The 21383-nt window shown below is 74.3% G+C and carries 12 protein-coding genes; 9 read left to right on the forward strand and 3 right to left on the reverse strand.

The window, feature by feature from the left end; translation table 11 throughout:
* Window positions 1-29: 29 nt before the first annotated feature.
* Together WMF24_RS22905 and WMF24_RS22910 are read left to right on the forward strand one after the other, a co-directional pair.
* Window positions 30-1373: a serine/threonine protein kinase gene (locus tag WMF24_RS22905; RefSeq protein WP_437738564.1), complete on the forward strand. Its 1344-nt coding sequence runs from the start codon at window positions 30-32 to the stop codon at window positions 1371-1373.
* Complete coding sequence (locus tag WMF24_RS22910; RefSeq protein ID WP_437738565.1) at window positions 1370-4795, forward strand: hypothetical protein; 3426 nt, start codon at window positions 1370-1372, stop codon at window positions 4793-4795. The genes WMF24_RS22905 and WMF24_RS22910 overlap by 4 nt, the downstream gene beginning before the upstream one ends.
* Window positions 4796-4957: 162 nt before the next feature.
* Here the strand turns inward: WMF24_RS22910 and WMF24_RS22915 are convergent, their stop codons facing one another.
* Window positions 4958-5824: a hypothetical protein gene (locus WMF24_RS22915; RefSeq protein WP_437738566.1), complete on the reverse strand. Its 867-nt coding sequence runs from the start codon at window positions 5822-5824 to the stop codon at window positions 4958-4960.
* A 397-nt stretch (window positions 5825-6221) separates the two neighbouring features.
* On the opposite strand from WMF24_RS22915, the gene WMF24_RS22920 reads away from it, so the two are divergent.
* The 6 genes from WMF24_RS22920 to mltG all read left to right on the forward strand — a co-directional run bounded on the left by WMF24_RS22920 (window position 6222) and on the right by mltG (window position 19117).
* On the forward strand, window positions 6222-8597 hold the full coding sequence (locus WMF24_RS22920; RefSeq protein WP_437738567.1) for a cyclic nucleotide-binding domain-containing protein: 2376 nt from the start codon (window positions 6222-6224) through the stop codon (window positions 8595-8597).
* A 275-nt stretch (window positions 8598-8872) separates the two neighbouring features.
* The gene (locus WMF24_RS22925; protein WP_437738568.1) at window positions 8873-11812 is read left to right on the forward strand and encodes a vWA domain-containing protein; all 2940 of its coding nucleotides are present in this window, start codon (window positions 8873-8875) and stop codon (window positions 11810-11812) included.
* Complete coding sequence (locus WMF24_RS22930) at window positions 11794-13521, forward strand: DUF4215 domain-containing protein (RefSeq protein ID WP_437738569.1); 1728 nt, start codon at window positions 11794-11796, stop codon at window positions 13519-13521. Before WMF24_RS22925 ends, WMF24_RS22930 begins: the two co-directional genes overlap by 19 nt.
* A complete protein-coding gene (locus WMF24_RS22935) occupies window positions 13505-16042 on the forward strand; it encodes an NAD(P)-binding domain-containing protein (protein ID WP_437738570.1) in 2538 nt (845 codons plus the stop codon). Before WMF24_RS22930 ends, WMF24_RS22935 begins: the two co-directional genes overlap by 17 nt.
* Window positions 16043-16123: 81 nt before the next feature.
* Window positions 16124-17689, forward strand: a complete 1566-nt coding sequence (locus WMF24_RS22940) for a vWA domain-containing protein (RefSeq protein ID WP_437738571.1) — start codon at window positions 16124-16126, stop codon at window positions 17687-17689.
* Between the two features lie 327 nt (window positions 17690-18016).
* Window positions 18017-19117, forward strand: coding sequence for an endolytic transglycosylase MltG (gene mltG / locus WMF24_RS22945; RefSeq protein ID WP_437738572.1), 1101 nt, complete (start codon window positions 18017-18019; stop codon window positions 19115-19117).
* A gap of 184 nt (window positions 19118-19301) precedes the next feature.
* Here mltG and WMF24_RS22950 read toward each other — a convergent pair whose 3' ends face one another.
* Complete coding sequence (locus WMF24_RS22950) at window positions 19302-19595, reverse strand: hypothetical protein (RefSeq protein ID WP_437738573.1); 294 nt, start codon at window positions 19593-19595, stop codon at window positions 19302-19304.
* Window positions 19596-19599: 4 nt separating this feature from the next.
* Between WMF24_RS22950 and WMF24_RS22955 the strand changes: the two genes are divergently transcribed.
* Window positions 19600-19905, forward strand: coding sequence for a hypothetical protein (locus WMF24_RS22955; protein ID WP_437738574.1), 306 nt, complete (start codon window positions 19600-19602; stop codon window positions 19903-19905).
* 12 nt (window positions 19906-19917) lie between these two features.
* Here WMF24_RS22955 and WMF24_RS22960 read toward each other — a convergent pair whose 3' ends face one another.
* The gene (locus WMF24_RS22960; protein WP_437738575.1) at window positions 19918-21372 is read right to left on the reverse strand and encodes a cation:proton antiporter; all 1455 of its coding nucleotides are present in this window, start codon (window positions 21370-21372) and stop codon (window positions 19918-19920) included.
* Between the last annotated feature and the right edge of the window lie 11 nt (window positions 21373-21383).

Below are 21383 nucleotides of genomic sequence, written 5' to 3' on the forward strand. Positions count from 1 at the left end.
CACCCGGGTCAGGGGAGGAGACGGCGCGCATGGAGCAGATCGGCGAGTACCTCGTTCGACGCCTCGTCGGAGAGGGGGGGATGGGCAAGGTCTACGAGGGTGAGGAGCGCCTGTCGCGCCGGCGCGTCGCGCTGAAGGTGCTCCGCCCGGAGCTCGCGCGGAGCGAGCAGGGACGGCGGCTGTTCCTGAACGAGATGCAGATCCTCGCGCACCTCGAGCACCCGAACATCGTCCGGAGCCTCGCGAGCCTCGAGGCCTCCGGGGAGCTCGTGATGGTCCTCGAGTACCTGGACGGCCAGACGCTGCGCTCGGTCCTCGGCGCCGCCGGCCGCCTGCCCTGGCCGGAAGCGGTGCGGATCGCGGCCAGCGTGGCGAGCGCCCTCGCCGCGGCCCACGGGCAAGCGCCGCCCGTCATCCACCGCGATCTGAAGCCCGAGAACATCATGGTGCAGAAGGACGGCGGCGTGAAGGTGATGGACTTCGGCATCGCCAAGGTCGTGGAGGCGATGAACCAGACGAACACGCAGAGCGTCGGCACCCTGCAGTACATGAGCCCGGAGCAGATCGACGCGCGATCCATCGATCACCGTTCGGACCTCTACTGCCTCGGGCTCATGCTGTACGAGATGCTCTCGGGGCGCCCGCCGTTCCAGTCGGCCTCGCCGCGGGAGCTGCTCAACCTCCAGTGCACGGCAGAGCCGCCGCCGCTCGACGATGACGTGCGCCGCGGCCTGCCCCGCGGCGTCGAGCAGCTCCTCTTCCAGCTGCTCGAGAAGGCGCCCGAGGATCGACCGTACCTCGCGCAGGACATCGTGGACCGGCTGGAGCCGTTCCAGACGGCGGCGAGCGCGCCGCGCCCCGCGACGAGCGGCGAGCGCGCAGCGACCGCGACGAGCGGCGAGCGCGCAGCGACCGCGACGAGCGGCGAGCGCGCAGCGACCGCGACGAGCGGCGAGCGCGCAGCGACCGCGACGAGCGGCGAGCGCGCAGCGACCGCGACGCAGCGCACCGGCGACCCGGGAGGCGCGAGCGCGCCGGGCGCTGCGCGCGACGAGGCGCGCGCGAGCACGCCGGAGGCTGCGCGCGACAGGGAGCGCGCGAGCGCGCCGCGGCGCACCGGCGACAAGGGACGCGCGAGCGCGCCGGGCGCCGCGCGCGACGCGGATGGGGCGGGCGCGCCGCGCGCCGATACGATCGCGCTCGTCGAGCAGATCGATCGGACGCGCGATATCCCGGCCAGGATCGCGATCGCGATCATCGTGGCGCTGTCGGCGCTCGCCGGCCTCGGGACGTGCGCGCTGCGCTCGGCGAACGGCGCGCCGGAGCCGCCCGCCAGCGCCACGACGCCGGCGCCGCCCGCGGGGGCGCGGTGAGGAGGGCGTCGCCGGAGCAGGCGGGCTACACGGAGGGCGCGCCCCTGCCGGCCATCGGGTGCGCCGCGCGATCGCGCTGCGGCGTTGCAGAGGAGCTGTGGCGGCTCGGCGCGGCGGACCAGGGCGGCCCAGCAGCGCCGGATCGCGAGGCCGTCGCGGCGCGCCTGCTGTCGCTCGGCAGCGCTGGAGTCGGCGGCTTCATCGACGGCGGCGTCGGCGCCGCGCCGGAAGGCGAGCGCCCCGTCCAGGAAGCCGGCCGCACCGCCCAGGAAGCCGGCCGCCTCGTCCAGGAAGCCGGTCGCCTCGTCCAGGAAGCCGGCCACACCGTCCAGGAACCCGGTCGCCTCGTCCAGGAAACCGGCCGCCCCGCCCAGGAACCCGGTCGCCTCGTCCAGGAAACCGGCCGCGTCGCGCCGGCCGAGGGCGCGCCCGTCTGGCTCGTGCGGAGGCTCGCCGGCGCCCCTCTCGCCGACCTGATGCGCGCGCGGCCCGGGCCGTGGCCGTTCCAGGACGCGCTCCGGATCGGGATCGCCATCGCCCGCGCGCTCGCCGCCTGCGAGCGCGCCAGCCTGTTTCCAGGTCCGCTCTCGCCGGACGCGGTCCTCGTGGACGACGCGGGCCACGTGACGCTTCCCGCGAGCGCGCTCGTCGCCGCGCTCGTCGGGGCGCATGAGGCGCCGACGACCCGCGGCGCCGGCTCCGAGCCGCGCGCCGGATGGGCGCCTCGGGTCTCCTCCGGGATCCCGCCGCTCTGGACGCCCCCCGCGCAGGCCGACGGCGCGCTCTGGGACAGCGCCGCCAACCGCTACACGCTCGGGCTCGCGCTCTACCGCCTGCTCTCGGGCGAGCACCCCTTCGCGGGCGCCGGCCTTCGGCACGCGCTCGGCGAGGCCGCGCACCGCGAGCCTCCGCCCTTCGCCGAGGGCGTCGCGGCCTCGCTCCCCGCCGGCCTGCAGAGCCACGTCCTCCGGCTCCTCCACCCGGACGCCGCGCAGCGCCCGACGCGCGCCGAGGCCATCGCCGACGCGCTGCGCGGGTTCCTCGACGAGGACGGCCCAGAGCCGCGGCCGGTGCGCGCCGCCCGCGCCCCCCGGCGCGACGGCGCCGTGGCCGGGACCGGAAGCAGCGCGGCAGCCACGGCGACGACCAACGCCGCGCCGCCGGATCGCGAGCCCCGGGACGGGGCGCCGGCCCGGCGCGCGGACGCGACGCGCGGACGCGACGCGCGCGGCGGCCCGTCCGCGCGGCTGTGGCAGCTCGCGCCCGTCGGCGCCGGCGCGCTCGTCGCGGCGGCCGCGCTCGCGCTCGCGCGGGGCGCGCCCGAGCGGGCCGCGCCGCGGACGGTCGCCGTGGCGCCCGTCGCGCCGCTCGCGCAGCACGAGACGGCGGCGGAGGATTGCGCCGCGTGCCACGGCCGCCAGGCCGCGGAGTGGCGCCGCTCGGTGATGGCGCACTCGGTGACGAGCCCGCTCTTCAACGCGCTGGAGAGCCTCATCGAGGAGCAGGTCGGGCGCGACGCCGACTGCCCGAACGGCGCGGGCATCCTCCGCAAGGCCGATCCGGCGCGCGCGTGCCGCGATCGGCGCAGCGGCGTCGCGGTGACCGGCTCGGGCGGCGAGCACTGGTGCGTCAACTGCCACAGCCCGGCGGAGAACCTCGACACCGCCATACCCGCGTGGGACGGCCGCCCCGGCGGCGATCCCCGCGCGCGCCTGCCCGTGCGCGACCTCCTCACCCGCCGCGGCCTGGAGGGGATCTCCTGCGGCTTCTGCCATCAGGTGCACGGCCCCGTCGGCGCGCGCGGGCGCCCCGGCTACCAGGGCAACGCGACGTGGACGTCGTTCGTGACGGGCGCCGTCTTCCCGGCGCGCCCCGAGGACGCGCGGGGCCTGCTCGGCATCGCGAACAGCGGCTACGACCTCCGCCCGGAGGAGCTCCTGCTCACCGCAGGCCAGCGCGCGGACGGGCGCGCGGGCCGCTCTTCCGCGAGCCCGGCGGGCGGCGTCGACCCCGTCGTGCACGGCAGGCCCTCGGCGAGCGCGAGGGCGTACCTGCAATCGAGCGAGTTCTGCGGCGCCTGCCACGACGTGCGCCTCTTCGGCACCGACAGCCTCGCCGCGGCGCGCGGCGAGCATTTCAAGCGCCTGCGCAACGCCTACACCGAGTGGTCGGACTGGGCGCGATCCGAGGAGCGCGCGGGCCGGCGCGCGGCCACCTGCCAGGACTGCCACATGAGCACCTACCCGGGCGTCTGCGAGGCGGCCCCGGCGGCGGGCGCCGCGCAGGCGCAGGCGGGAGATCCCGGGTGCCCGCCCGGAACGCGCTTCTCGCCGAGGCCGCCGGGGGCGCGGCCGCGGGGCCGCGTCGCCAATCACTCGACGGCTCCGGCGGACGTGGTGACCCACTACTTCTCCGGCGTGGATGTGCCGCTGTCGGACGAGTTCCCCGAGGCGCTCGTCGATGAGCCGTCGCTGGACGCGCACGGCATCCCCGCGAGCGCCCGCCGCCGCCGCGACATGCTCCTCCGCCGCACGTTCCGCTTCGAGATCGGCGCGCCGAGGCGGGCGGGAGCGGCGGGAGAGCGCGTCGAGATCCCGTTGGAAATCGAGAACATCGGCGCCGGGCACAAGGTCCCTGCCGGCTTCAGCCAGGAGCGCGAGATATGGGTCCACCTCGTGGTGAGGGATCGTGACGGGCGGGTGCTGTACGAGGTTGGCCGGGTCGACAGCGCCGATGAGGATCTGAGAGACAAGGTGTTCGCCCGGGTGAACACCGACCCGGACGCAAACAACCCCTTCAGGGCCGATGGTGCGCAAGGAGGGTTGTTCGGCGCTGACGTGCGCGACGGACCGGATGTCCCTCTCTGGAATCCACCTCCACGGCTCGGCGGCACATCGTTCCGGGGCCGCGGGCTCATCAACTTCCAGAACGGTTTCTTGCGCTGCGTCCGCTGCATCGGCGTCGTGACGGCGGACGGCGCCTGCGCGCCAGGGCCCGGCCAGGGGCTGCACCACGCCGACAGGTTCGAGGACGGCGACTACGACGCCGACACCGGGGCGTGCGGCTCGAACCTCACGGGGCATAACGCCTTTCTGGAGACCTATTTCCCCGTCGGCGCGCTCGACGCGAGCCGCGGAGTCGTCAGGGGGCCGGACGCCATCATCGACACCCGCTCCGTGCCGCCCGGCGTGCCGATCCGGTACACGTACGATCTCCAGGCCTCGGCGCGGCGCGGCCCGCTCCGGGCCGAGGCGAGGCTGCTGTTCCGGGCGTTCCCCCCCTTCCTGATCCGCGCCTTCGCCGCCTACGAGCGGGAGCAGGCGCGGCGCGGGCTCCGGCCGAGCGGCCCGCTGGTCACCGAGTCGATGCTCGCGCGCCTCGAGATCGTCGAGCTCGCGCGGGCCGAGGTCGAGATCCCCTGAGCCGAGGAGGACATCGCGATGAAACGACCCGGGAGACGAGCCTGCCGACGCGCCGGCGTACAGAAAGGGGCGAGCCCCTACCCCGGCCCGCGGGGTAAGGGCTTCGCTGGTCAGGAGCTGAGAGGTTCAGCTCGCCGTGAGCATGAAGAGCGTCCCCGTCGATCAGGGAGGGGGCGGGGGCGGCTCGGTCGGCATCGGAGCGGGCAGCTTGAACAGCCTGCCGATCCGGTAGGGCCGCGTCGAGGGGGAGTAGTAGCTCGTCTGCGACGCCGTGACGCTCCACGTGAAGCCGAGCAGGATGCCCGTGAGCGAGTCGGTGTACACGCGCATGGTGGCCGTCCCGGCCCCCGGCGACATCCGGCCGTCCTTGCAATCCCCGCTCCACCGGCTATCCGCGTACTTATGCCCCTCCTCGAAGCATCCGTGCGCCGTGGAGGTCGAGTCCACGACCGGTACGGCGTACTGCTTCGTCCCGGAGTAGCGCGGCATGACCTGCGGGGTGATCTCCGTGGCCGGTCCCGTGATGATGACAGTGTGGGCGGGGGTACTTTTTTCCTCATCCACCTCCCCATTCGCGTCCAGCACGATCTTCTCGTTGATGAAGAAGACATCGCCCTTCTGGATGTCGGCGGCCTTGGTGACGCGACGGAAATACGTCTCATCGTCCGGCGGCGGCGGGGGCGCGCCGAGCACCGGGCTCATGCTGAGCCACTGGAAGTAGAATTTGGAATCGGGGCTCTTCGTTCCCCAGAGGGCCACGATATCGGCCTCCGTGTACCCCATCGCCTTCTGGAGCGACAGCGTGAAGAAGCACGCGGCCTTGGTCTTGGCGGACCAGGCCGGATCGCCGTTGCTCCAGTTCATGAAGCACTTCTCGCCCTGGTCGGTCGGCGAGTTGCTGACCGCGTTGTCGACGAACTCGAGGGCCCAATCCGCGTGGTCCTTGGCGCTCGCGGACGCCGAACCGAGCGTGATCAGGGACGCGGCAGCCAGGGATGCAACAGCCAAACTCGTCGTGCGCCTACTCATACATCTACCTCGTTGATTTCGAATGACATTGCATGTGCACGTTCGAACAGATGCTAGTCATTTCATGCCGAACCATCAAACGAACCCTGGCGCCGAAGATGCCGAGTCTAGCAGGATGGATATTCCCTATGATCGGCTTGGGTGTCAAGGTTTTTTCGGGGCGTTCGTCGGTTTTTACACCTCTCACGCCGCTTGCACCTCTTGCACGTCGAACATGAAGTAAGCCCATGTCGTCCCTTAAGATATCTGATGCGCGATGGTATGGAGCGACGGTGTCCCGTGAGATGACGCCGCTCCCTCCCGCCGCGCCTGCTGACCTTGCCCCGCGGGGTAGACCGCGCCTCGATCGCGCGGCGGGGAGAGGCCTGCCCGCGCGGGGCAGCCGGGAGCCGCGCTGATGCCCTCATCGGACCACACGCGCGGCGACGCGCGCGACGCGGAAGCGGACCGCGCCCGCGCGTGGCCGCCGGGCGTGTTCGACGCGCCCCTGCTGCGCGGGCTCGACGAGCGGGCCCGGCGCGAGATCGCCGAGGCGGGGAGGCTCCGGGTGCTCTCCCCGGACGAGGTCGCCTATCGCGCCGGCGACGCCGGCGACGCCTTCTTCGTCGTGGCGTCCGGGCGCGTCGCCCTTCGCGCGACACGCCGCGGAGACGATCGCGATACAGAGGTGCGCACCGCCCTTGTGGGCGATGTCCTCGGCGAGGAGGCGGTCGTGGGGATGTCGCGCAGGACCACCGCGGTCGCGCTCGCAGAGAGCGTGCTCGCGGAGATCCCCGTCCACCTGTTCCGCCGCGCCGCCGGGCGCTCCGGAAAGGCCGAGATCGCCGGCAAGCTCGAGCGCGCGCTGCGGAGGAGCGCGACGCGCGACCTCCTCGGCACCCTCGCCTTCACGCGCGATCTCGATCCGAACGACATCGAGACTCTCCTTGACGCGGTGAGTCACCGGCGCTTCGAGCGCGGTCAGGCCGTCTATCGCGCCGGCGATCCGGCAGCGGAGCTGTGGCTGATCGCCGAGGGCATGGTGCAGATCCAGACGGAGGACGGCGATCGGATTCATGTGCGCGCGTACCTCACCCGGGGTGATTTCTTCGGAGACGTCGAGCTCGACGAGGGCCGGTGTCGTGCGACAAGCGCGGTGGCGAGCGGCGCCGCGGCGCTCCTGTCGGTGCCAGCGAAGACGTTCGCCGCCCTGGTGCGCAAGCACCCGGATCTGATCCCTCGACTCCGTCGCATCACCGGCGACCAGCGCGCCGCCCAGGAGGCGATCGTCGCCGGACAGGCGCGCCATCACACGGCGCACGTCTTCAGGGACCTCTATCGCCTGCAGGTCGCGCGGTCGCTCCTTGTCATCGACCTCGAGACGTGCGCCCGCTGTGGGCACTGCGCGTGGTCGTGCGCCGATGTGCACGGCGTCTCGCGGCTCGTACGCCGCGGAGACAAGGTGCATGCGCGGGTCGACGACGCGCCGCAGGCCGCGCGGCAGGAGGCGCCGCGGAGCCTGCTCTTGCCGAACTCCTGTCAGCACTGCGAGAGCCCCGCGTGCATGATCGAGTGTCCCACCGGCGCCATCGGCAAGGACACCGGAGGGGAGGTGTTCATCCGGGACGCGCTCTGCACGGGCTGCGGCGCCTGCGCCAAGGCGTGCCCCTGGGAGAACATCGCCATGGCGCCGCGGCCCGCGGGCGCGCCGCGCCCGGGCGGCGCGGCGTTCCCGGACGTCGCCGTGAAGTGCGATCTCTGCCGCGATCACGACGGGCCGGCGTGCGTGAAGGCGTGCCCGACGGGCTCGATCTTCCGCGTCAACCCGGCGGAGGAGATCGCCGACGTGCGCGACCTGCTCGGCGGGGCGCGGCGCGCGCAGGGGCGCGACGGCGCGGCGCGGAGCGACACGGCGCTGATGGCCGGGAGCGCGATCGCTGCGGCGGGGCTCGGGGCGGCGGGGACCGCGGCGCACGCGCGCGGCGACGCGCGGCCCGGCGAGGGCGCGGCCTTGTCGGCGGGCGTCGCCGCCGCGGTGGGCGTCGCGCTGCTCCTGCTGTACGCAGTCCCGAAGCGCGCCGCGCGATGGGCGTGGACGCGGCCGGGGCGGCGCGGCGGCGCGGTCAAGGCAAGCGACGACGCGGCGAAGGAGCGCGGCGACGGCGCGCCCGTGAAGAGCCGCCTGCGGCCGCACCTGTCCGGGCACCTCGCGATCGGCCTCGTCACCGCCGGTCTCGCGCTCGCGCACGCGCCGTGGCCGCGTTCCGGCCGCCCGACGCTCGGCGCGGCGCTGCACCTGGTCTTCTGGGCGACCGCGGCGGCGGGCGCGTTCACGGCGGTCGCCTACCGGCTCGCGCCGCGGCGGCTCGCCCGGATCGAGCGCACCGCGGCGCTGCCCGAGGATTTCGCCGGCGCCCGCCGCGATCTCCTGGACCGCTTCTACCGCGGGGTGAGCGGGCGCAGCGATCTGGTCAAGAAGATCGTCGAGAAGATCCTCGTGCCCTACGTGCAGAGCCCCCTCGGCCCGCTCGCGCTCCTCGCCTCGGGGCGCGGCCTGCGCGAGGAGGAGCGCGCGCTGCGCGCCCGCATCGACGCCGTCCTCGAAGGACGCGGCGCGGAGCGCCTCGCCGGCCTGGCCGACCTCATCCGCCTCGCCGTGGAGCTGCGCGCGCTCCCCGCCCAGCGCGCGCTCCTCGCCGCGCTCCGCGCAGGGCTGCCGGCGCACATCATCACCTTCGGCATCGCCGCCGCGCTGCTCGCACTCCACGCGCTCACGGCGGCGACATGGCCTTGATGGCGCGCGCACGCCGCCCCACACGACCGCCGCCGCGGCGCGCGACGGAACGACGGCGGCGCGTCGATTCGCTATGAAATTGTTGCGAGGCACGGCATTTCTTTGTGGCTCGCAGGCCTCGCGTCCCGCGGCACCGCGCGCGTGGGGGGACCGCACACGTGCGGTGCGACCGCGTTTCTCGCAGACGTGGGCGTGCCGGCAAGAGGCCTGGACTTTGCCTTCTGCGCCCAGGTACAATTTTCTCGTCAGCACCCCAGTGGAAGGTAGAGAAGCCGATGACTGGTCCCTCGACCAAGTGGATGGGAGCGCTCTCCCGATCAGGCTCCGCCGAGGCGTGGGCGCCGAGAGCGCTGCTGCTCGTCACGCTGCTCACGGCGTCGGCGGTGATCGCCGGAGCGTGCAGCGGAGACGACAGCGGCCTTCAAGGGCCGCAGGACGGGACGAGCGGGCCCGACGCGGGGGCGGGCCCCGGCCCGGGCGACCCGTGCGAGGACGGCGAAGAGGTGGAGTGTCACATCACCGTCGGTGAGCACGAAGGCGTGCTGACGTGCCTTGACGGTGTCCGGCGCTGCGAGGACGGGCGTTACGGGGGCTGCGAAGGGTCGATGACCATGCGGCGGTCTCCGTTCGGGGCGGCGCCGCGGGGGAGCGGCGAGAGCGGGTATCGCCCGCTCGCGAACTCCGAGGCTTCCGACGGGGGTCTTTGCGCGACGAACCCGTGCGATCCGTCGTGCCGGTCGTTCGAGGAGGTGCCGGACGGGGGGCCCATCGACCTCTCGGGCACCGGCGTCACGTACACGTGGGAGGTCGGGGATATCAACGAGCTGCCCGAGGCCGTCGCGCGGCAGGGCACGCACCAGCCCTGCACGACCAGCGAGGATTGCCAGTTCGACCAGTACTGCGAGCACCCCGCGCGGGGCGCCTGCGCCCACGATCCGTGCACGACCGGCGAGTCGCTCCTGTCGACCTGCAGCGGCTGCGTCGCGAAGGTCTGCGACGCTCGGCCGAGCTGCTGCACCCAGACGACCATACCCGCCGACTGCGGGCATGACGCCTGCGAGGCGGCCCCCGGCGCCGCGATGCACATGACCGCGACCTGCGGCGACGCGTGCATCGCCAACATCTGCGCGTCCAACCCGCTCTGCTGCGACTTCACGTGCACGATGGCCGCGCAGTGCACGCCCATCTTCGGAATGGGCAGCACCTGCCCTATCGTGCTGCCCGGCACCCCGCGACGTTGCCTCCCGCCCGGCGGCGTGTGCCCCACGGGATCTGCCCCCGTGAACGGCAGGTGCACGGGGATCTGGAGCCAGGCCTGCGCCGACCTCGTCGCGACCCGGTGCCCTGGCAAGTCGTGCGCCCCGCCGACCGAGACGTGGGACGCGACGTGCGTCGATCTTGTCGAGGAGCTGTGCGGCGCCACCTGCAGCACCGATCCAGAGCAGCAGCGGGGCCTCTGCAAGGCGTACCTGCCGAACCAGACGAACCCGGAGTGCAGCGGCGTGGATCTCACCGTCGGCGTGCCCTGCGGCGGGACGATCCCTGTCTGCAACCGCGGCAACACCCCGGCGCCCGCGGGGATCGCCATCCACAGCTATCCCGCGGGCTCGCGCCAGCTCCCCTCCTCGGCGCCGAGCGAGGTCCTGGACTCGTGCAGCCCGAGCGGCGGCACCCTCGCGTGCACGACCACGCAGCCGATCGCGCCGGGCGAGTGCATCAGCGTGGCCGGCTGCACGGGCCTCACCGACGGCATGGAGCTCTTCGTCAACCCGCCGGGCCCGGGCCAGATCGCCGAGTGCCCGCACGCGTGCGCCAACAACGGGAGCATTTATCAGTCGGCCATGTGCGAGTCGCCGGGCTGCATCGCCACGGCCAGCGTCTCGATGATCAGGCCGGTCACCCTGTTCGTCGCGCTCGATCGGTCCACCTCGATGTGGGAGACCTCGACGGGGGACCCCGTGTACGACGATCGATGGGTCCCGGCGACCGAGGCCCTCAAGGCGTTCTTCGCCGATCCGGCGTCGGCGGGGCTCGGCGTCGCGTTCCGGTTCTGGCCGTACGACAACCCCGGCCCGTGCAACGACAACCCCAGCTGCCCAGGCGCCGGCGGCGGCGGCTGCGCCCTGCCGATCGTCCCGTTCGACGGCTCGGCGGCCCGGCGGCTGACGGAAGAGCCCGCGCCGTTCGATCAGCAGGAAAACGCGCTGATCAACGCCATCAATAGCGTCCCGCAGCCCTACGGCGACACGCCGATGTACCCGGCGCTGGACGGCGCCACGACCTGGGCGAGGAACTACAAGATCGCCCACCCCGAGGAGGAGGTCGCCGTCGTGTTCGTGACCGACGGCATCCCCTCGCACTGCAACACGGTCCCGAACCAGATCGCGAACCTGGCGCGCAACGCCTTCCAGAACTACGGCGTCCGCGTGCACGCCGTGGGCTTCGGCAGCTCGAACGCAGAGATCATCAACCTCATCGCCGATCGAGGCGGCGGACAGGCGTACAACCTCACCGCGGGCACCACGCTGCAAGGCAGCCTCCTCGACGCGCTCGTCTCGATCCGCGGAGAGGCGCTCCCGTGCGACGTCACGGTCCCCGTCGCCGGCGCCGCGGATCCCTCGTCGGTGTCCGTCGTCCACGTGAACAACGCCGGCACCGAGACCGTCCTCACGCCCCGGGCCGGGCTGGCCAGCTGCGGCCAGGGCTGGTACTTCGCCGACGCGACGCACTCGAGCGTCAAGCTCTGCCCGCAGACGTGCTCCGACCTCCGCGAGAACCCGGGCGGGAAGGTCCGGGCGACCGTCCCGTGCGTGACGACGAGCCTCACGGCCATCACCACGGACTGGGAGCGCTACCACGGCGTCTGCCCGCCGGGGACCAAGACCCAGTGGGGGTATCTCAGGTACAGGACGACGACGCCCGGCGACTCGAGTGTCGAGTTCTTCGTGCGAGCGGCCGACGCTCCGGATGATCTCGACACGGCGACGGTGCGGGTCGCCGCCACCGCGCACGCGGCGCCGACCGATACGCGGATCTGTGACGAGAGCTCGGCACCGCCGTGCGCGATCGATCTGTTCGACGTGCTGCAAGAGCTCCCGGACGCTCGGACCGAGTATCTCGAGCTCCAGATGAGGCTCAATCCGACGAGCACGGGCGGAGGCGGTGTTCAGGTACACGACTGGGAGATCACGTACTCATGTCCGGATTCCGAGTGAGCCGCGGTATCGCGGCGATTGCCCTTGTCTCGGCCGCCGCGCTCGCCGCGGCGTGCGGCGGAGGCGACGACGGCCCGCGGAGGCCTCAGACCGCCTCCGGCGGGACGGGGGCCGCCGGCGGTGAGGGCGGCGACGGCGGGGATGGCGACGAGGGCGGCGGCGGCGCTGCGCCCGGCGCCTGCGGGAACGGCGTCGTCGAGCGGGGCGAGGCGTGCGACGGGCCCGATCTCGGGGACGCCACGTGCCAGCGCTTCGGCTTCGAGGGCGGCGAGCTCCGGTGCAGCCCCGACTGCACCGCCGATACGTCGGGCTGCACAGGCGTCGAGGCGTGCCAGGACGGCCGCGACAACGACGGCGATGGCAGCGCCGACTGCGGCGATCCGGAGTGCGAGGCGGCGTGCGCGGACATGTGCGCCGCGCCGGTGGCGCTGGCGGATCCCGCGACCGTCACCGGCGACACGCGCGGTCACGCCGCGGTCGAGGGCGGGTGCACGGCGGGCGCCCCGGGCGTCGCCTACTCGTTCACCGCGACCACCACGGGGTTCCTCGACGTGGTCCTGACCCCGGCGACCGACGCCGGGCTCGTCGCCGTGCTGCGCGGCGCCTGCGACGACGCCGCGACCGAGCGCGCGTGCGGCGGCGTCAGCGCCGGCGCGGGCATCGACAACCGGCTCACCGTCCCCGTCCGCGAGGGCGACGCGTTCTACGTGGTCGTCTCGGGCGCGAACGAGGGCCAGGCGGGCGCGTTCGAGCTCGCCGTGCGGAGCCGCGAGACCGTCTGCGGCGACCGCATCCAGGATCCGGCCGAGGAGTGCGACAACCTCCTCGATCAGCCGGACGACGGGTGCAGCGACGACTGCCGGCTCCAGGCGACCGAGGTCGAGCCGAACGACGACATCACCTCGGCCAACCCCTACGCGGCGCCGTTCTTCGCCTCGATCGATCCGCTGGACGACGTGGACGTCGTGCGCGTCACCGTGCCGAGCGGTCCCACGGCGCTCATCGCGGAGACCGCCGACGTCACGAGCTCCGATTGCCTCAACGGCCGGCTCGACACCATGATCGACATCCTGGACGAGAGCGGCGCGGTGCTCGTGCAACGCGACTTCGGAGGGGTCGGCCACTGCGCCCGCGCCGTCGCGCCGGCGCTCGCGGCGGGCGACTACTACGTCCGCGTCGCGGCGAACGTCGGCCCCGAGCAGCGGGCGCCCTACCGGCTCGACGTGACGCTCGTCCCGGAGGTCTGCGGGGACGGAGACGTGACTTACGGCGAGCAGTGCGACGACGGCAACACGACGTCCGGCGACGGGTGCAGCGCTGCCTGCCGCTTCGAGCTCCACGAGACGGAGCCCAACGACACGCCGGCGCAGGCCGACGCCCACGCCGCCCCGTGGCTCGCGGAGATCTCTCCGGCGGGCGACGTCGACGTGGTCACCGTGAACGTGCCCGGGTCCGGCTCGACCCTGATCGCGACCGTCAGCGACAACGGCACCGAGGCGTGCATGAACGGGCGGCTCGACAGCTATGTCGAGATCCTTGGCGACGACGGGGCCACCGTGCTCGCGTCGGACGACGACGCGGGCGCCGGGTACTGCTCCTCCGCGACGGCCACCGACCTGGCCGAGGGCACCTATCACGTGAGGGTCAGGGCCGCGGACATCGTTCCCGACGCGACCTTCTTCTATCGACTGAATGTCACGGTCCTCTAGCCCGACCGGCGGGCGGGGCTCGACGCGCGCGCCGCCCGGCGGTGACCCGGAGGCGGCCGGGGCGGCGCGCTCTCCAGACACATCGAGGACGCTCTACCGCGCCGATCTCTCCGACCCGCGCCAGCGCGCCGCCCAGCCGCGGGAGGCCGTCCGGGGGCGCGCCGCGCGCCGCGCCGAGTCGACGTCGGACGTGACCCGCTTCCGCGGCGTGCTGCCGGCCACGCTGGCGGGCGCCGTCGCGACCGGCGCGGCGGCGCTGCTCTTCCCGCCGCCGGGCGGACACGCGGCGCCGGGGCCGCTGTCGCTGCCCCACGCGCGCGCGGGGCTCGCGTGCGCGTCGTGCCACGCCGAGCAGGCGCCCGCCGCGGCGCGCGGGCCCTCTGCAGCACCGCAGCCCGCCTCGGCGCAAGAGACCGCCGCGGCCCAAGAGACCGCCACGCCGCGGGAAGCCGCGGCCTCGCGGGAAGCCGCGGCGGCCGCGCGATCGATGGACCAGGCCTGCACGGGCTGCCACGGCGCCCACGGATCGACCCGCAGGAGCCACGCGGCGCTGCTGGCGAGCGGCGCGCTGAGCTGCGCCACCTGCCACCCCGTCCACCGCGCTGACCAGGGCGTCGTCTTCGAGCCCGCGAGGCCGCCGGTGCGCTTCGCGCCGGGCGCCGAGGTGGAGCTCCCGGGGACGGCCTTCCGCCCCGGCCAGCCGACCACGGTGGCGATCGTCACGGCGGGGAGCTGCGCGCCGTGCCACGACCCCGGCGCGCCGCGCGACCCGATCGCGAGGTGCCTCGTCGCAGCGCAGGCGCCGCTCGGCGACGCCCGCCCGATCACCTGCTTCGACGAGCACCGCCCTGCCCTCCCCGACGCCGCCGCGCCGGACCGCGGCGGCGCGGCCGGCGGCGTCTGCAGCGGCCAGCACACCGAGGACCGCGCCCTCGCGTGGGACGCGGCGCGCGACGCGGCCGCGACCATGCCGGTCGTGACGGGCGCGGCGGGCGCGGCGCCCCGCGGGCGGGCGCTGCTCTGGATGGGCGCGGGCCTCGCCGCCGCCGCGCTGGCGTTCGCGGGCGCGCGCGGCGGCGACGCGCTGCGCGAGCTGCGCGAGCTGCGCGCGCGCGGTCCACGAGGTCCACGCAATCGCACGCGCGATCGCGTGGACCGCGTGGACCGCGTGGACCGCGTGGACCGCGTGGACCGCGTGGATGGCGCGGCAGCCGAGGCGATGCTGCGCCCCGCGGAGCGCGTGCGCCTGCCCAGGATCGACACGACCACCTGCCTCGGCTGCTACGCGTGCGTCGACGCGTGCCCGTACGACGTGCTCGCCGTCGAGCGGTACGTCGCCGTCGTGGCCCGCCCCGAGGCGTGCTGCGGCCTCACCCTGTGCGAGCAGCGCTGCCCCAACGGGTCGCTCACCATCGAGGACGGCGCGCCCGTCGCCGACCGGCCGCGCCTCGACGACGACCTCGAGAGCCTCGACGCGCCGGGCCTGTACCTGGCGGGCGACATCACCGGGCTCCCCCTCATCAAGAACGCCATCCACCAGGGCGCGCACGCGGTGACGCGCATCGCGGAGGACCTGCGGAACGCAGGCCCGGGCGGCGCGCGCGGCGGGGAGCTCGATCTGATCATCGTGGGCGCGGGCCCCGCCGGGATCAGCGCCGCGCTGCGCGCCAGAGAGCTCGGCCTGTCGTTCGAGGTGATCGAGCAGGGCAGCGTGGCGCAGAGCATCCAGAGCTTCCCGCGCGGCAAGCTCGTGTTCGATCAGCCGCTCGACCTGCCGGTCACAGGGAAGCTGTGGCTGAGGGAGTCGACAAAGGAGGAGCTGCTCTCCCACTGGCTCCGCATCGTGCGCAAGGAGCGGCTCCCCATCCTGCAGGATACGCGGATGGTGTCGGTCGAGCGCGCGCCCGGCGCAGGCGACCGCGCCGCGCCGGCGGGCTTCGTCGTCGTGACCGAGCCGCGCGAGGGCGGGCCGCGCGCCGAGCGCCGGGCGCGGCGCGTCCTGCTCGCCCTCGGACAGCGCGGGTCGCCGCGCCGGCTTCCGTTCGAGCTGTCCGCCGAGGTGGAGGGCCGGGTGTACTACCACCTCGCCGACGCCAGGAGCCTCGCCGGCAGCCGGGTGCTGATCGTGGGGCTGGGCGACGTCGCCATGGAGGCCGCCATCGCGCTCGCGCGGCAGCCGGCCACCGAGGTCACCGTCGTCTACCGGGGCGGCGGGTTCCGCCGCGGAAAGGCGCGAAATATCGAGGAGATACGACGACTTGCAGCCGCGTCTCGCCTCGCGCTCCGGTTCGAGACGGACGTGACCGCGCTCGACGCCGAGCCGGGCGGCGCGCTCGCGGCGACGCTCTCGTCGCCGTCGGGGACGCGGGCGCACCCGTGTGACGCCGTGCTCGTCCTGATCGGGAGCATCCCGCCCTGGAGCGCCCTCCGCGCCGCCGGCGTCCGGCCGATCGCGGAGCCGACAGATCGTTCGACGCGCGACGACGTACAAGGGACCACGCCCGCGGCCCCGGCGCCGTGAGCCCACCGCGCGGTAGGTCGCGACGGTCGGTCGCCAGCCGGTCGTAAGATCGACGGGCCCGGGCCGTTCTCAGGAGGAGCCATGAAGCCGACCCATGTCGCCCTGTTCTCCGCCCTCGGCATGATGCTCACGAGCATCTCCGTGTACTCGCTGGCGCCGTCCGGGGGCGCCGCGTCGGCCAGCGACGTCGTCGTCGCCGAGCCGCCCCGCGTGGTCCCGGAGGTGACGGGCGGCGCCGTGGCGGCGGCCGCCGACGCGAGCCGCTTCACCGCCGGAAGCCGGCTGATGCTCGAGGGGCGCGTCGGCCACGCGCGCGTCTCCCGCGCGGCGCGGGAGACGTTCCTCATGTTCGAGGTCCGGGGCGACGGGGCGCCCGCGCGGGCGCAGGCGCAGGCGCACCTCTCGCTCGTCATCGATCGCTCTGGATCGATGAAGGGCACCCGCCTCGCCAACGCCGTCCAGGCGGCGACGACGGCCGTGAGCCGCCTGAACGACGGCGACGTCGTGTCGGTCGTCACCTTCGACACGAGGACGAGCGTCGTCGTGCCGCCCACGACCGTCGGGCCCGACACGCGCGGCCGCATCCTCGCGAGCGTCCGCGGCATCTCGCTCGGCGGCGACACGTGCATCTCCTGCGGCATCGAGGAGGGGCTCGCGCTGCTCGGGCAGGTGGGGTCCGGGGTGAGCCGGATGCTCGTCCTCAGCGACGGCGACGCCAACCACGGGGTGCGCGACGTCCCGGGCTTCCGCGCGATGGCGCAGCGGGCGCGCGATCGCGGCGTGAGCATCACGACCATCGGGGTCGACGTCGAGTACAACGAGAAGATCCTGTCGGCGATCGCGCTGGACTCGAACGGCCGGCACTACTTCGTGGAGAACGACGCCGCGCTCGCGCGCATCTTCGAGGCGGAGGCGGAGCAGCTCACCGCGTCCGTGGCGAGCGGCGCGGAGCTCGCGATCGACCTCGCGCCCGGCGTGGAGCTCGATCGGGTCTTCGATCGCCCGTTCCGGAGGGCCGGCGGCCAGGTCGTCGTGCCGCTCGGCGCGTTCGCGGCGGGGGAGGTGAAGACGGTCCTGCTCAAGGTGCGCCTCGACGGGCTGGGCAGCGACAGGGGCGGCGCGGCGCCCGTCGCGGACGTCGGCCTCGCGTACCGCGACCTCGTCGCGGGGGCCGACGCCCGCTGCCAGGGCAAGCTGGCGGTCGCGATCGCGGATCGCGACGCCGACGCGAGCGAGCTCGACGCGCTCGTCGCGGGCCGCGTGCAGCGCAGCGAGACGGCGGCGACGCTGAAGCAGGCGAACTTCCTGTTCGAGCAGGGGCGCCTCGACGAGGCGCGCGGCAAGCTCGACGCGCAGCAGCGGCAGCTGCGGAGCGCGGCCGACAAGGCGAAGCGCAGCGCCCCCGCGAGCCGCGCGAAGGACGTGGCGTCCGACTTCGAGAGCCAGCTCGCCGCGCTGGAGCGGGCCAACACGGACTTCTCCACGCCGCCGGCGTTCGCCACGCCGCCGACCGCCGCCGGCCCGGCGAAGGCCGGCGGCTTCGCGGCGGCGCCGGCCCCGGCGCCGGCGGCGGCGGCGGCGCAGTCCCGCGAGGGCAAGGCGGCGGTCCGGCGCAACGAGGTGGACGCCGTCCAGATGGCGCGCTGACGCGCGGCGCGGGCCGGAGCGCGGCTGCGCGGCGCAACCCGCCGCAGGCATGCGCGGCGCGGGCCGGTGCGCGGCGGCGCGGCCGCGCGCCGCGCCGCCCGGCGAGCGCGGGGCGTTGACACGGGTCCGGCTTTCGGGTTTTGACTCCGGGCGGTGGGCGTTCGACCGAGGGCGAGCCGGCCGGGAAACCGCCGGACGGGTGGCGACGGCGCGCAGGGTTCGCCGCCGCGCGACCCCCCGTCGTCGACGCGGAAGTCCACCCCCGCGCGGCGCGCGCGCGGCGCCGGGCAGCGCGCGCCCGTGTCGCGGCGCCCGGCGACCCGGCCCTTGTCGAGGCGCGCGCGGGCGATCCTCCTCGGGCTCGCGGGCGCGGTCGCGCTCGCGGGCGCGGCGCTCCTCGCGCTCGTGCTCGGCTTCGGGCGCACGAGGGCCCCGGATCGGGGGCGCGTCGTGGAGATCAACTGGCCGGACGGGCTCGACACGGACGAGGCGGCGGCGCTCCTCGCGGCCGAGGGGCTCGTGGAGAGCGAGCGCGCCATGGCGCTCTACCTGCGCGCGACGGGCGGCACGGAGGGGTTCGTGCCGGGCCCGCACCTGCTCTTCGAGGGCGCGACGCCGCGGGAGCTCCGGCAGATGCTCACGCGCGCGGAGGGGCGGCCGAAGACGAAGGTCACGATCCCCGAGGGGTGGAACCGCTTCGACGTCGCGGCCCGGCTGGAGAAGCTGCGCGTCGCGGGCAGGAAGACGTTCCTCGCCGCGACGGCCGACGGCGCGTTCCTCGAGGCGCTCGGTATCGAGCGCGGCGGCGCCGTGGGGGCGGAGAGCGCGGAGGGGTACCTCTTTCCGGCGACGTACGAGTTCGCGCTGGACTCCGACGCGCGCGAGGTCGCGCGGCGCCTCGTCGCCGAGTCCGACAGGCGCTGGGCCGTCCTGGCCGCGCAGGGAAAGGACGGGCTCGCCGCGCTGCAGGCGACGCTCGGGTGGGGGCGCCGCGAGGTGCTCACGCTCGCCTCCATCGTCGAGAAGGAGGCGGTCGTCGAGGAGGAGCGGCCGCTCATCGCGAGCGTCTTCCTGAACCGGCTCCTCGATCCGGCGTTCCGCTCGCGCCGGCTGCAGTCCGACGCGACGGCGCTCTACGGCTGCGTCGCCTGGCCCGAGCAGGCGCCCTCGTGCGCCAACTGGGGCGGCAAGCCGACGCCCGCCGTGGTGCGCGACCCGAGGAACCGCTACAGCACCTACGCGCACCCGGGGCTGCCGCCCGGGCCGATCGCGAACCCGGGAGCGCCGTCGATCGCGGCCGTGCTGGCGCCCGCGGCGACGAAGTACCTGTACTTCGTGGCGGCGGGCGGGGGGCGCCACCGGTTCAGCGAGAGCCTGGACGAGCACAACGATGCCGTCCGGAAGCGGCGGGACGCGACGGCGCCGTAGCGGAGAGAGAACAGAAAAACCGCCAAGAGACCAGGGACGCAGCACCGTCCGCGCTTCCTGGAGCGGCGTGAGGCGCAGTAGATTCGCGCGCCATCATGAGCCGTCCCGCTCCGCTCCTCGTCGCGCTCTCTGCTCCGCTGGCCTTCACCTTCGCGGCGGCAGGCTGCTCGTCGCGCGCCACGCCTCAGGCCGAGCGCAGCGCAACGCCGCAGGCGGAGGCAGCGCCGACCGCGACCGCGAACGCCGCGCCGTCGCCGCTCGATCCGCCCGCGAACGCTGCCGCTGCGAGCGCCTCCGGCCCCGCCGCTGCGAACGCCTCCGGCCCCGCCTCTGCGAGCGCCTCCGGCCCCGCCGCCGCGAGCGCCTCCGGCCCCGCCGCCGCGCCCGCCGCGAGCGCGGCGCCCACCGCGAGCGCCCCGGCCGATCCGGCGGCGCCGTCCGACGCCGCGCCGCTGCCGAAGGTCAAGGTCGCGAACATCGGAATGCACATCGGCGGCGGGCCGCACGACGACTACACGAAGGAGCCGATCAAGCGCTCGGTCGCGCCCCACTTCGACGACTTCCGCCGCTGCTTCGCGCTCGCGGAGGACCCGACGAAGGGAGGCGACTTCGGGATCGACCTGCGCATCGAGAAGGACGGCGGCAGGGCCGAGGTCCGCAAGCCGCGGACGGCGCTCAAGGGCGAGGCGTTCACGAAGTGCGTCGTCGGCGTCTTCGAGCGGATCGACTTCCAGAAGCCGCGGCGAGGCCCCACCGTGGTGAGCTACTCGCTCCGGTTCACGCCGTGAGCAGGCCGCGCCTCACCCGTGGCGCCCGATGTTGGGCAGCGAGCCGCGCGACGCCTCGACCGCCGTCTCGCCGGTGCGGTCGAGCGCGTACTTGAAGAGGATCGGGCCGAACACCTCGTTCAGCGCGACGCAACCGATGACGAGCGCGCCGAAGCCGGCGCCGACCGACGGGAACGCGCGCTCGATCGTCATGCTGATGCCGAGCGTGAGGCCGGCCTGCGAGACGAGGCCGCACCAGGCGTACTTGCGCAAGACCGGCGGATCGTCCGCGAGGCGGCTGCCGATGCGGCTCGCGACGAAGGTCACGAACGCGCGCGACGCGCCGAAGAGCAGCGCGACCGGCCACATCGTCCGGAGCAGCGGCAGATCGAGGTGCGCGCCGGCGGTCGCGAAGAAGAGGACGAACACGACGCTCGCGGCGTCCTCGACGGCGTGCACGAGCTTCTCGCCCTGCTGCGACAGGTTCGTGACGACGAAGCCGGCGACGACGAAGACGAGCAGCGCGTCGAAGCGGAGGTAGCGGAGCACCTCGGTGGCGCCGAAGCCGAGCGCCACGAGCACGAGGATGAGCTGCCGGCCGATGAGCCGCATGTAGGCCGCGAGCGCGAGGCCGAGCGTCGTGCCGATCGAGATGCTGCCGAGGATCTCGCGGCCGAGGAGCTCGATCTCGTGCATGGACATCGTCGTGCCCGGCTCGATGAGCGGCCGCACCGTGGAGAGCGCGACCGCCGTCACGACGATGACGATGATGTCCGACGTCATGACGAACGCGAGCGTGTTCATCGCGACGGGGCCGGTCGCGCGCGTCTGCGAGAGGATGCCCAGCACGGCCGAGGGGCTGCGGGTGACCGCGATGACGCCCCAGAGGATGGCCACGCCGAACGCCGCGGTGATCGGGAGGTCGGCCGCGAACGGGACGAGCGAGCGCGCGGCGTAGAAGACGCCCGTCATCGCCACGAAGACGAGCACCGTCTGGACGAGGTTGTGCAAGAGGAGGCTCTTCAGGCTCTTCTTGACCATCTCGAGCCGGAGCTCGGCGCCGCCGGCGAGCGCGATGAGCGCCAGCGCCAGCGTGTTGACCCGCGAGATCTCCTCGACCGCGTGGTGATCGACGAGCTTGAGGACGTGCGGCCCGGCGATGATGCCCGCGAGGATGTAGCCCGAGAGGTGCGGCAGGCGGAGCGGCTCGACGAGCTCGCTCGCGAGCGTGCCCGCGAGGAGGAGGAACCCGATCGAGGCGATGGTGCCCGCGGGGCCGTGGTCGTGGGGGACGGCGCGCGTCGTGGCGTAGAGCACCCCGAACAGGATCACCAGCGCGACCGCGTGCGTGAGGTGGTTCAGCGGCCCCTTGGGCGCGGACCCGTGGTGGCGGCCAGAGGGCGCGGGCGCGCCGTGCGGCTCGACCGGCGTGCCGTGCGGCTCGGCGGGCGCGGGAGGCCCGACCTCGGGGAGTGCTGCAGCGCTCACGGCGACACCTC

It is taken from the genome of Sorangium sp. So ce1335 (assembly GCF_051521615.1).
Lineage (GTDB): Bacteria > Myxococcota_A > Polyangia > Polyangiales > Polyangiaceae > Sorangium.